This is a genomic window from Psychrobacillus sp. FSL W7-1493 (assembly GCF_038004905.1).
Lineage (GTDB): Bacteria > Bacillota > Bacilli > Bacillales_A > Planococcaceae > Psychrobacillus.
In genome coordinates this window covers 843,812-855,866 of sequence record NZ_JBBOSB010000001.1, presented here as the reverse complement: position 1 = coordinate 855,866, position 12,055 = coordinate 843,812, and the positions used below count along the sequence as shown (strand labels likewise).

The window sequence follows — 12,055 nt, the reverse complement described above, 5'->3', positions numbered from 1 at the left end:
CTTTTTGCTAAATGGGTATAAGAAGATAGAAGACATGAAATAGGTGGTGAAGAGCATCAAATATAAAGGTCGTACACGTAGTTCAAACGTAGAAGATCGACGCGGTATGGGTGGCGGCAAAGCAATAGCTGGCATTGGTGGTGGCTTTGGTTTAATCATTATACTTTTAGTTACGCTGCTCGGAGGAAATCCCGAGGAGCTCTTAGGAAGTTTAAATGGGAATGAAGCAACTACTGGCTCTGTCCCTTATGAGGAAACGGCAGAGGAACAAGAACTCGTCGAATTTGTTTCGGTCGTTTTAGCAGACACAGAAAAGGTTTGGACGAAAATTTTTCAAGAAAATGGACTTACATATGAGGAACCAACACTTGTTTTATACACAAATAGTGTAAATTCTGCATGTGGTACAGCTGGTGCTTCTGTAGGGCCGTTTTACTGTCCAGGAGATCAAAAGCTTTACATAGACTTGAGTTTTTATAAGGAGCTTCAAACACAGTTCGAGGCTCCAGGGGATTTTGCAATGGCATACGTCATTGCTCATGAGGTTGGTCATCATGTTCAAACCCTATTAGGAAAAAGCAACGAGTTAGCTTCCCTTAGACAACAGTTAAGCGAAGAGGAATACAATCAATATTCTGTTCGCTTTGAACTACAAGCTGATTATTATTCTGGAGTTTGGGCAAAGCACGCTCAAGGAATGGACTTATTGGAGGAAGGTGACTTAGAGGAAGCACTAACAGCTGCAAGTGCTGTTGGAGACGACACTATTCAAAAGAAAGCCCGAGGCTATGTGGTACCGGAAAGCTTTACTCATGGTACGTCGGAACAACGGAAGCAATGGTTTTATAAAGGCTTTGAAAACGGAACTATTAAAGGCGGAGACACATTTAATATTAAAAATCCATAAATAACTATCTAAGCCCAATAGCTATGATGCATTGGGTTTTTATTTGTAAAGAAAAGCATTAGAAAAAATTATAAACACTATTTAGAATATTTATTGACCACCTTTCTTCCTAATTCTATAATAAAACAAATTGCCAAATGGAAGAAGGTTATAAAAATGATGATACCTTTTACGAAAATGCATGGCTGTGGAAACGATTATATTTATATCAATTGCTTTGAGAATGTAATAGAAAATCCTGAATCGTTAAGCAAGAAAGTATCCGACCGTCATTTCGGTATTGGTGGAGACGGTATTGTTTTAATCTGTCCTTCTGAAGTGGCTGATGCTAAAATGCGAATGTTTAATATAGACGGCAGTGAGGGAAAAATGTGCGGTAATGCCATTCGCTGTGTAGCTAAATATATATATGATAATGACATTGTCCCAAAAGAGATTCTAAAAATAGAAACACTAAGCGGTGTTAAAATAATTGAATTGCATATGGAAAATGGTGTGATGCATTCTGCCACTGTGGATATGGGGCAAGCAATATTGGACCCTGCTGAAATCCCTGTAGATCTAAACGGTAACAAATCTGAAGGGTTTGTGTTCCCCCTTACTATCGATAATGAGACCTATGCTATTACCCCAGTATCTATGGGTAATCCACATGGAGTAATATTTACTAATGACATCCTTTCATTAGATCTTGCCACTATTGGGCCTAAAATCGAACATCATTCTATGTTTCCAGCCGGTGTAAATACGGAATTCATAGAAATTGAAAATAGGAATTCACTTAAGATGCGTGTTTGGGAACGAGGAAGCGGTGAAACATTGGCTTGTGGAACTGGAGCTTGTGCTGCAGTGGTTGCCTCCGTATTAAATGGTTACTGCGATAAGAATACCGATGTGATTGTAAAGCTCATTGGTGGAGAGCTCATCATTCGCTATACAGAGGATACAGTTTACATGACAGGTCCTGCGACTACCGTCTTTACAGGTCTCATAGAATTCTCATAGTCACAACATACTATTTATAAATTAGTAAAAAATAGACTTACAACCTAATAAGTTTCATCTGACCAAGAAATTTAACAGAAAATACTGTCAATTGTAACGATAATGGAAATTCATTGTAATCAACCTGTAACATTCAACTGCTACTATATGTTTAGACTAAATAGCAGGGGGATAGTGTATTTGAAGAAAATCTTAGGAACACTTATCATAACAATTGTACTATTGGTCAGCGGAGTAAATGTTGCTTTTGCCGCAACCACGACTCACTCAGTAAAAAAAGGAGAAACTTTATATACGATTTCTAAAACGTATAAAGTTTCCGTTAACAACTTAAAAACATGGAATAAATTAACTACAGATAAGATTAAGCCTAATCAAAAACTAGCTGTTGCTGCTCCAGCAAAAAAAGAAAAATCTAAAACACCATCTAGATCTAATGACAAAGTAACAAAAGAAATTACCGTTTCAGCAAGTGCATTTACCGCAAACTGTAATGGCTGCTCTGGTATCACTAGCTCTGGTATTAATCTAAAGAAAAATCCAGATGTAAAAGTAATAGCTGTTGACCCAAGTATTATTCCGATTGGGACAAAAGTGCACGTAGAAGGCTACGGTTATGCAATCGCAGGCGATACGGGAGGAGCAATTAAAGGCAACAAAATTGATGTATTCTTCCCTACTAAGAACGAGGCTTACAAATGGGGACGCAAAAATGTAACGGTTAAAATATTGGAATAGGATTAAAAGCCATTAAATAGCGTGGACTATAGACAAATTCAAAGAAATTTGAACTTGTCTGTAGTCTTTTTTTATTTATACTTAATTTCAAGTTGCTTCAATTTATTGAGATATTCTTTTCACTTGCACTGCTTCGGACACTATAAACAATATAGTTTAAATTCCTTTATCCTCCTAAATATACTAATTTTAAAAGGCTATGTTAAAGTCTAGGGTTGATTTATGTAAAACTCTAAACCAGAAAGTAGAATTGATTTCCGCACCAGCCGGACGCTTTTTCGCGGTGTGAGCGATAAGCCATCACCCATCGCTTACGCGCGTGGTTGTGATGTCTGATCTGTCTCACTCATCCCGCTGGAGTCGCCGTCTGGCACTCCAATTACATTTCATAATCAATTTTTGTATAAGTCATTTGAATTGTCCCTAGTATTGTTTTCAGTCAATTTTTAAATTTTTTTATTCAAACTCAATCAATATCTTTAACAAAGCTTTTTAAAATTAGTAATCTACACCAGAAATTGTTTTAACACCTCATTTATCGACTTAATATGGTTATACTAGGATTATATAAAGTATTTGATTTTTATAAATACATAGATAAGGAGTCACAATACATGAATAGGAAAGACATAGGAAAAAAAATAAAAAGTGTTCGATCTAAGAGAAAACTCACTCAGCAAGTATTAGCCGACCTTGCTGGCATTACTAAAAGTCATATTTCAAAGATTGAAAATGGCTTGACTACCCCTACTCTAGTAACTCTTTCAAAAATTGCCAAGGCTCTTGATAGTCCAACATCTTGGTTTATTGAACAAGAAGAACATGGAGAACTATCCATTGTTCGAAAGGATAATCGTGAAGCAATTGAAGAGAAGAACGAAATTGGATACGAATATGAACTATTAGCAAATAAAAAGAATATGAGTTTAATTACTCCCACTATAGTAAGTGTTCTACCAGGAGCAGAAACTGTAGATCCATATATACATGAAAATGATGAGTTTATTCTTATTCTGACAGGCTCTATTATTCTTTCTTATGATGGGAAAAAATATGAAATGAATATTGGAGATTCCGCATACTTTTCAGGTAAAAAACCTCATATTTTTTTATCCAACAGCGAACAGCATACAACTGTTTTAACAATCTATATAGATAATAATTAAAAAATTCTAAATAAATAGCATATTAACTTTACAAACAATATATAATATTATACATTGAGTATAATGTTATTCAACTTTGTTGAATGACAGTTTATTTGTTGAAAGGAGAGTTTATATGTCTAGTTCTAGAATTAAAGGTTTTTATCACCTTAGCCTTGAAGACAGAGTGAAGATTGTTACTCAAGATAAGGGATTAACTGATGAGGAGAAAAATATCCTAACAGGCGAAACAATATTTCCCATGACACTTGCAGATTCTATGGTCGAAAATGTCATTGGACAATTTAGTGTACCCATTGGGGTGGCTGCTAATTTTAAGGTAAATGGAAATGATGTATTTATCCCTATGGCTACTGAGGAGCCCTCTGTCATTGCTGCAGCTAGTAATGCAGCACGAGCTGCTTACGATTTAGGTGGTTTTTATACCTCTTCCTCTGGAACAATTATGCGAGGACAAATTCAAGTGTTGGAGATATCTGATCCATTTGGTGCTAAGGCAAGAATATTTGAGAATAAAGAAGAAATACTAGTAAATTGTAATTTAAAAGATCCTACGTTAGTAAAACTAGGCGGCGGGGCTAAAGATTTAGAAGTCCACTTAATAAATACTGTTAGAGAAACAATGTTAGTTGTTCATCTATTGGTAGATACAAAGGATGCAATGGGAGCTAATGCTGTTAATACAATGGCTGAAGCTGTTTCCCCTCTTATTGAAAGGATTACAGGTGGAAGGGTTGTATTGAGAATTATAACTAATCTTGCAGACAAACGATTAATTAGAGCTAGAGGTGTATTCTCTGCAGACGCACTTGGGGGGCCTGAAGTTGTAAATAACATTGTAAGCGCTTACGAATTTGCTGATGCTGACCCATATAGGGCGGCTACCCATAACAAAGGAGTGATGAATGGGATTACATCCGTAGTACTAGCAACGGGAAATGATACAAGAGCTGTAGAGGCTGGAGCACATGCTTATGCTTCAAGAACTGGGAGATATCGTTCTTTAACCACATGGGAGATAAATGCAGATGGAAATCTAGTTGGTTCTATCGAGCTTCCAATGGCTGTTGGAATAATTGGAGGTGCTACTAAGACACACCCTGTAGCAAAGGCTTCACTCAAAATAATGAATATTACTTCAGCTATAGAGTTAGCTGGAATAATTGCATCAGTTGGTTTAGCAGAAAATGCAGCTAGTTTAAGAGCTTTAGCAGCAGAAGGCATTCAGTCTGGCCATATGAGGCTTCATGCAAAGAACCTTGCTGTAATGGCAGGTGCCAAAAAAGAAAATATAGATTTAATTGTTCAAAAAGCTATACATGAAAAAGATTTACGCTACGACAGAATCTTGCAGTTAACTAAAGAAGTTCAGGAGGGCTAAAATGGAGGAAAAGTTGAATAAACATAGTTTAGTAGACAAAGCTAAAAATGATAGCTTTGTAGAAATACTGGGGGATACCATTTCTGGAAAACAACTTATTTTCTCTATTTTACTTAGCGTTTTTGTTAGTATAGGTGGGTATAAATTAGGACAGTTTATTTTCCCTAAAATTGCAGAAGCACAAATGGTTAACTCTTATTCTCTTTTGCTAGGTATTGCTGGAACTGTTACCATATTAATTATCAATTCTATAGCGTTTAAACCAAAGAGAATTCTGGTCGAGGATGAGATTTCTTCCGAAAATATGGCTGAAATTTATGAAGACTTGCAGCTTGATTATGAAGAAGAAATTAGTTTAATAGAAAATGATCCTATTACAAGAAAAGAGCTTGAAGACTTAGGAGTACTTTCAAACTTTAACCTTCCTCAAAAGGAGGTTAAAAAATGAGTATTTATTTAGTTGCCCTGTTATTTGCTTTACTTGGAGCAATTGTCTTTTCTTTAATCGGGCTTATTTCTGGGACTGATGAAACTGCTATTATGGTCCCCCTTACCTTACTGGTAATTCTTTTAGGAGCGCCGCCTGAAGGTGTATTTGCCTTTTTCATGGCAGCAGTTTTAGCAAAACATTTAACACACGCTGTTCCTACAGCATTAATGGGTATCCCGGGTGATACTACAGCAGTCCCTTTAATTGATCATGCCAATACATTGAGACGAATGGGCATGCCTCATATAGCTTTAAGAAAAATGATTTCTGGCGGAATCATTGGAGCGTTTATTGCATTACCTACTGCAGTTTTACTTGGACAGTTTTTAGGGCAATTCGCAGATTTTTTCAAATCATCTTCCGGTCTTATTTTTACATTAGCTGCATTTTTAATTGCTTACTTCTCAAAAGGAAGATGGGCCAGTGTTCTATTAATTATTCCATTTGCATTTTTTATAAAAAGCCTAGATACATTAAGCTTTTCAATTTTAGACAAACATTTATCCATCACTTTCTTTCTTGGAATTGCAATAGGTCCCATGCTATCTGATATATTAATCGCTGCTTCTTCGAGTGCAAGGAAAAGTGTTTTAAGAAATAAAGCGAACGAGTATCATTTAGCTCCAGAAACAAAATCTTGGAAAGGGTATTTTCCTAATCCATTTAAAATTCTAACTGGAAGACAGACAATCTTTACTTCGATCACTACATTTATATCATCTCTTACGTTTGTATTTAGTCCAGTTGGGATGACTTCTCTTATGGGAGAAATCGTAGGATCTAGAACAAAAGGAGCTTATAAAAAATCTACTACTAGCTTAACAGTCATGAATGGGGTAACCGAATCTACCTATATTGCGGAAGCAATCATTCCGCTAATTGCCTTCGGAATTCCGTTAAGCCCTGTGGCTCTGGGACCAGCTTCTCCTTTGTTTAATGCTCCACCCGTTTTTACAGTAGAACCAATAAATAATCTACACACCTATTTAACGTCGTGGGATTTCTTTATTTTTGGTTTAATCGGAATTACAGTTGCTTCTTTAATTGCATATCCATTTTCGATGAACTATGCACGTAAAGCATCAGTCCTAGTCTTAAAATACGTTAGTCAAGAAGCAATTATTGCAATGTTTATTGGGCTAGCATGTTTATTAGCTTACCATGAAGCTCAGCTTGTAGGGATTGTGTTAACACTTACAGTTGCTACAGTAGGCGGACTTTTAAATCGTATTTTAGGTATTGGAGCTGGGGTTCAGTTTATGGTATTTTACGCATCAAGCTGGATTATTCTTCAACTATTTGGTTTTTAAAAATCTAAGAGAATGGACAAAACTTGTAAATAAATTTAAAAAACGTAAAATCAAGATGTCGATTTTACGTTTTTTTCCATTTCAAAGCCAACTGAATTACTGTAAGACATCTCTCCACCCTATTGTTTGGAAAGGAGGCGCCGACTCCAAGTGGACAGCACGTGCAGAAATCCCAAGCAGGAGCAAAGCGACGAGGAGATTAAGCCGTTCTCCTGTAAAGCGTCCGTCGTAACGGAAAACAATTATATTTTATGTTGAGGAGAGTTCTGTCCCATCCTCCTTTAGACTTCAGTGAGTAAGCCTTAGCTTTTCCTCTATTCTCTCTAGAACTTTTTCAAAGTAATCTAATGGATGAGGCACAAAGCTCTCCTTACCTACATTTTTTTCTATTCTACTCCTTACTCCTTGCTCGTCGACCAGTATTCCTTCTATCTTTATAGATTCTACGTCATCCTTCCATAGCCCCATAAAAGAAGAAAACTTGGTTCTAACAATTCCAGCTACCTCTTCTGTTTGTAATGTAAATGCATCCCATGTGGGAGTAGCTTTATAAACAAAGGTATGAGCAAACTCCTTATCGATTAACTTCTCTGAGATAATCGTGTAGCCTATTACCCCTAAGGACTCCAGCTCTCTAAAAGCCACTTCGATCCCTAGTTCCTCTTCTACCTCTCTGATCCCGTCTTCTACTGATTCTATTGATAATAAATGACCCGCCGCCGTAATATCCAATAAGCTTGGGTAATCTTTTTTCTTATCACTTCTTAGCTGGAGATAGATGTAATCCACTCCTTCTTCTCTACAGACAATCCAGCAATGGAAGGTTTCATGCCAAAGTCCTAACCTATGTATTTCCTCACGAGTAGCCACTCCCGTAACATTTCCTCTATGGTCGAACGTTTTCAGCAATTCCATTTTAAGACCCCTTTTAAAAATAATCATTTTTTATTCTATATGGTGTTTGAGTTGAATATATTTAAATATTGCAGTCATATAAAACTCGTAGAAAGAAAATAGGTGATTCCAATATGATAAAGCTTCTATTATCCTTCAGTCTGACATTACTAGTTTTTATTCTACCATTTCCATCGGTTAGTCTCGCCACTGAAAGCAATTCAGCTGTGGATCATACAGTTGTAGAAAAGCATATTAACAGATTACTAAATAAGAAAATAGAAGATAGCCGTCCTCCCGTTTTCCCCTCACCAAAGAAAGCTAACGTTTACCTAACCTTTGATGATGGGCCAAATGAGTTTACGACTATTAACCTTCAAACCCTTAAGCAATACGAGGTTAGTGGCACATTCTTTTTTTTAGGAAAGCATATGAAGGCACATGAATCCATTGTGAAAGCTGTAGCAAAGAATGGACATTATATTGGGACACATAGCATGACGCATGACAAGACTAAGGTTTACAAAAGTGCAGAATCCTTTATACAAGAAATTAATAGCGGTGTTAGCCTGATCGAACAGATGACGGGGCACAATCCAAGGCTGATTCGTGTACCTTACGGAAGCAAGCCACATGTAACAACAGCCATGAAGGATAAACTGATTAAACAAAATTATAAGCTTTGGGATTGGGATGTGGACACAAATGACTGGAGATATACGGATAAGCAATATAAAGAAATCGTTAAAAACGTCCAATTGGAAACAGAGAAAGCGTACAAATCGGGGGATAAAGATATCATTATACTCCTTCATGATAGAAGCCAAACTACTAAAGCACTCCCTCTTATTATTGAATGGCTCCAGAAAGAAGGCTATACACTTAAAACATATGAAGAAGATAAGCATATAGTTCAAAATTTCCTTCGTGACAAATCATTATAAAAATTACTTGTTAAACCATGAGAGGGCACCTGCCTCTTCATGGTTTTTTATATGACTCATGTTAATCTTTAAACTAACAATAGCTTGGAACTTCTTGACATCCTACCTCTATTAGCCTATTATTATGGATTGTTCGATAAATTAAACGTGGTTCGAGAACCTCCCACGGAAAAAAACTAAGGAGAAATGAATATGAACATAAAAACAATTGCTACAAGTGGAATTATTGCAGCTTTATATGTAGCTGTCTCTATGCTAGTGGCTCCTATCGCATTTGGTGCTTTTCAGTTTCGGATATCCGAGATGTTTAATCACCTCATAATATTCAACAAAAAGTATTTCTTTGGAATTGTAATTGGTGTTTTTATTACAAACCTTTTCTCTCCATTAGGACTCTACGATTTAACTTTTGGAGTAGGACATTCCATTATCACTCTATCTATTAGTATACTGATAGGGAAGTTCGTAAAGAATCAACTATGGCATATGATTTTAAACACCATTTTATTTACATTTACTATGTTCATAATTGCCATTGAATTGCATCTTGCGTTCGATATTGAACTATATTTTGCATTCAATATTGCTAATCCTTTTTATTACACGTGGTATACAGTTGCTTTAGGTGAATTTGTGGTAATGGCAGTAGGCATACCATTAATGCTTGCCTTAAATAAACGTTTAAAATTTAAGGAACTAATATAAAAAATGAGCCCCCATTTTCTTCTCAGAATTTGGGGGCTTATTTTAAGGTCACTTCCTACAAAGGAAATGACCTTTTTCAATTTACTCTTTTTTAAACTCAATTGTACTTCTTACCGTATCTATAGGTCTTACTAGGCCTTCAATTTGGGCACGTTTTGATTCTAAGAATGGAGGTAAGGAAAGTTTTTCTCCCAAAGTCTCATAAGACTCGTCTCCCATAAAGCCGGGACCGTCCGTAGCAAATTCAAATAATATCCCGTCTGCCACTCGAGCATATAAAGATTGGAAGAAGAAGCGATCTACAAACCCAGAAGTATGGAATCCAAAGCTTTCCATTCGCTCTGTCCACTCATCTAACACTGCTCTATCTTCCACTCGGAATGCAGCATGATGTACTGTTCCGAAGCCTTGACGACCTGGTGGTAGGATAACATTTTTCTCAATAATGACGCGTGCTCCATTTCCACCTTCTCCAACCTCAAATAAGTGAAGATCACCCTCTTGCGCAATTTCCTTAAACAGTAATACTTTTTCTAGTACTTCCTTCATGTAGTCAAACTGTGCAATGCGAATATGAATGGGACCTAAACCAGTAATGGCATGCTCTAAGGGTATTGGTCCTTTTTGCCAAGGAGTACCAGACTCTACACCTCTATTGTTCTCATCCGAAATCAATTCGTATTGCTGGTCGTCAAAGTCTACAAAAGATAGAACCTTCACTCCGAATTGCTCTTGAATACCTGTGTGTTTCACATTTAAACGGTCAAAGCGTTTCTCCCAATAATCTAAAGATGCATCGGTTGGAACACGAAAAGCCGTTTTATAAATCTCATTCGTCCCATGGGTGCCTTTAGGGATTCCTGGGAAATCAAAAAATGTCATATCTGTTCCTGCTCCACCAACATCATCTGCAAAGAATAAATGATAGGTTTGAATGTCATCCTGATTTACTGTTTTCTTTACTAATCGCATACCTAATACGTAAGTAAAAAATTTATAGTTTTCTTCTGCACTGCTTGTAATAGCAGTCACATGATGTATACCTTTTAAGTGATTCATTTATAATCCTCCTATTTTATCTTTAATTTAAATATCTTTAATTCGAGATAATTTTATCATGTAAAAAAATAGAAGTCAATCAGAAAAGCATAGGCGCCTATCCCTGCCCCGACAGGCAAATGGGAAAATGCGAGGAGGCAGGTCCTCAGCCACCGCAGTATTTTCCCATTTGACCCCGAGGGGCAAGGCGCTGAAGCTAGACAACAAGAAAAGCGCAGGCGCCTATCCCTGCCCCGACAGGCAAATGGAGAAATGCGAGGAGGCAGTTCCTCAGCCACCGGAGCTTTTATCCATTTGACCCCGAGGGGCAAGGCGCCGGAGCTAGACAACAAGAAAAGCGCAGGCGCCTATCCCTGCCCCGACAGGCAAATGTAGAAATGCGAGAACAGGTTTCAGAATTTTATAGTTTTCTACACAATTAGAAAAGGCCGAACAGCATAATTTGCTACTCGGACTTCTTTTTATACCTCTATTTCTGTACCAATATTATGTTCCCTTGCTTTTACAAAAACACCTTTTGCAACTGCTAAATCATAGTATGCTGCACCGACAGATTTAAATAATGTTATTTCTTCTTCATGCTGTCGTCCCTTCACCGCACCAGTAACAAGTGCTCCTATATCTCCATAAACTTGATCGAAGGACCATTCGCCAATCTCTACTGCATGCATGAGTTCCCCTGCCTCGCCCTTAACCCCGTCCAAATCATCTACTACAATTTTAGAGGACTTGGTTATCGTAGCTACATCCATTTCAAGCATATGAGGTAGATAAGAGCCAACTCCATTAATATGAGTACCCGGTTTTAAGTCACTCCCTTTAAAGACTGGCTCGTTAGATCTCGTTGCACAGCAGATAATATCTGCCTCACCTACAGCTCCTGAAACATCATTAAATACTTCATAAGGAATATCAATCCCGAAATCTGCTAGCTTTTGGCCAAATTGTTCTGCTTTTGAAATAGTTCTATTAACTAGCACAATACGTTCTATATCTCTCACTGCAAGAACTGCAAGTACCTGTTCAAATGCCATTGCTCCTGTTCCTATTACAGTTAACACCTTCGAATCTTTTTTTGCGAGATAATCGGTAGCAATACCGCTAAGCGCTCCAGTTCGTAATCTTGTTAAATAGGAAGCATTTAACATGGCCAAATGTTCTCCATTTTTTGCGTCCGACAGCAAGACAATCCCCTGTGTAGTAGGCTTTCCCTGTGAAGGATTGTTTGGGAAAATGGTCACTACCTTTACAGCTGTCACCTCCCCTATTAAATCAGCGCTTGGCATATACAACGCAGATGCTTCATGTTGTGGAAATTCAATTACTGTTCTATGTGGACTCGCTAATTTTTCTGCTGCTTTTGCTTCCAATATCTCTTTGATATCTTTTATTGCATCCTTCATCTTATATGTAGACATAATTTCCTGTTCATTAACCACTAGCATCATTATAGCCT

12 protein-coding genes and 1 riboswitch are annotated in these 12,055 nt (G+C 37.2%); of the genes, 9 read left to right on the top strand and 3 right to left on the bottom strand.

Going from position 1 to position 12,055, the window contains the following annotated elements; all coding sequences use genetic code 11:
- Positions 1–55: 55 nt before the first annotated feature.
- The 7 genes from ypfJ (at position 56) to MKX96_RS04185 (ending at position 6,997) form a co-directional block, all read left to right on the top strand.
- Entirely contained in the window at positions 56–907 is an 852-nt protein-coding gene (ypfJ, locus tag MKX96_RS04215; RefSeq protein ID WP_340885857.1) for a KPN_02809 family neutral zinc metallopeptidase, read from the top strand.
- A gap of 156 nt (positions 908–1,063) precedes the next feature.
- Complete coding sequence (dapF, locus tag MKX96_RS04210) at positions 1,064–1,912, top strand: diaminopimelate epimerase (protein WP_340882235.1); 849 nt, start codon at positions 1,064–1,066, stop codon at positions 1,910–1,912.
- A 180-nt stretch (positions 1,913–2,092) separates the two neighbouring features.
- A complete protein-coding gene (locus MKX96_RS04205; RefSeq protein WP_340882233.1) occupies positions 2,093–2,650 on the top strand; it encodes a 3D domain-containing protein in 558 nt (185 codons plus the stop codon).
- A gap of 614 nt (positions 2,651–3,264) precedes the next feature.
- Positions 3,265–3,816 (top strand): helix-turn-helix domain-containing protein, encoded by a 552-nt coding sequence (locus tag MKX96_RS04200; RefSeq protein WP_340882231.1) that lies wholly within the window; start codon positions 3,265–3,267, stop codon positions 3,814–3,816.
- Positions 3,817–3,931: 115 nt separating this feature from the next.
- Positions 3,932–5,197 (top strand): hydroxymethylglutaryl-CoA reductase, degradative, encoded by a 1,266-nt coding sequence (locus tag MKX96_RS04195; RefSeq protein WP_340882229.1) that lies wholly within the window; start codon positions 3,932–3,934, stop codon positions 5,195–5,197.
- A 1-nt stretch (position 5,198) separates the two neighbouring features.
- The gene (locus MKX96_RS04190) at positions 5,199–5,645 is read left to right on the top strand and encodes a hypothetical protein (RefSeq protein WP_340882227.1); all 447 of its coding nucleotides are present in this window, start codon (positions 5,199–5,201) and stop codon (positions 5,643–5,645) included.
- Positions 5,642–6,997 carry a tripartite tricarboxylate transporter permease gene (locus MKX96_RS04185; RefSeq protein ID WP_251556509.1) on the top strand — a complete coding sequence of 452 codons (1,356 nt, stop codon included), beginning with the start codon at positions 5,642–5,644 and terminating at the stop codon, positions 6,995–6,997. Before MKX96_RS04190 ends, MKX96_RS04185 begins: the two co-directional genes overlap by 4 nt.
- 288 nt (positions 6,998–7,285) lie before the next feature.
- On the opposite strand, the gene MKX96_RS04180 is transcribed toward MKX96_RS04185, so the two are convergent.
- Complete coding sequence (locus tag MKX96_RS04180) at positions 7,286–7,912, bottom strand: NUDIX hydrolase (RefSeq protein ID WP_340882221.1); 627 nt, start codon at positions 7,910–7,912, stop codon at positions 7,286–7,288.
- A 113-nt stretch (positions 7,913–8,025) separates the two neighbouring features.
- Here MKX96_RS04180 and MKX96_RS04175 point away from each other — a divergent pair, with 113 nt between their 5' ends.
- Together MKX96_RS04175 and MKX96_RS04170 are read left to right on the top strand one after the other, a co-directional pair.
- Positions 8,026–8,835, top strand: a complete 810-nt coding sequence (locus MKX96_RS04175) for a polysaccharide deacetylase family protein (RefSeq protein ID WP_340882219.1) — start codon at positions 8,026–8,028, stop codon at positions 8,833–8,835.
- Positions 8,836–8,976: 141 nt separating this feature from the next.
- A riboswitch (PreQ1 riboswitch) is annotated at positions 8,977–9,021 on the top strand.
- Positions 9,022–9,027: 6 nt separating this feature from the next.
- Positions 9,028–9,540, top strand: coding sequence for a QueT transporter family protein (locus MKX96_RS04170; protein ID WP_340882216.1), 513 nt, complete (start codon positions 9,028–9,030; stop codon positions 9,538–9,540).
- 81 nt (positions 9,541–9,621) lie between these two features.
- Here MKX96_RS04170 and MKX96_RS04165 read toward each other — a convergent pair whose 3' ends face one another.
- A complete protein-coding gene (locus tag MKX96_RS04165; RefSeq protein WP_340882214.1) occupies positions 9,622–10,599 on the bottom strand; it encodes a ring-cleaving dioxygenase in 978 nt (325 codons plus the stop codon).
- 461 nt (positions 10,600–11,060) lie between these two features.
- Positions 11,061–12,044 (bottom strand): ornithine cyclodeaminase family protein, encoded by a 984-nt coding sequence (locus MKX96_RS04160; RefSeq protein ID WP_340885854.1) that lies wholly within the window; start codon positions 12,042–12,044, stop codon positions 11,061–11,063.
- Between the last annotated feature and the right edge of the window lie 11 nt (positions 12,045–12,055).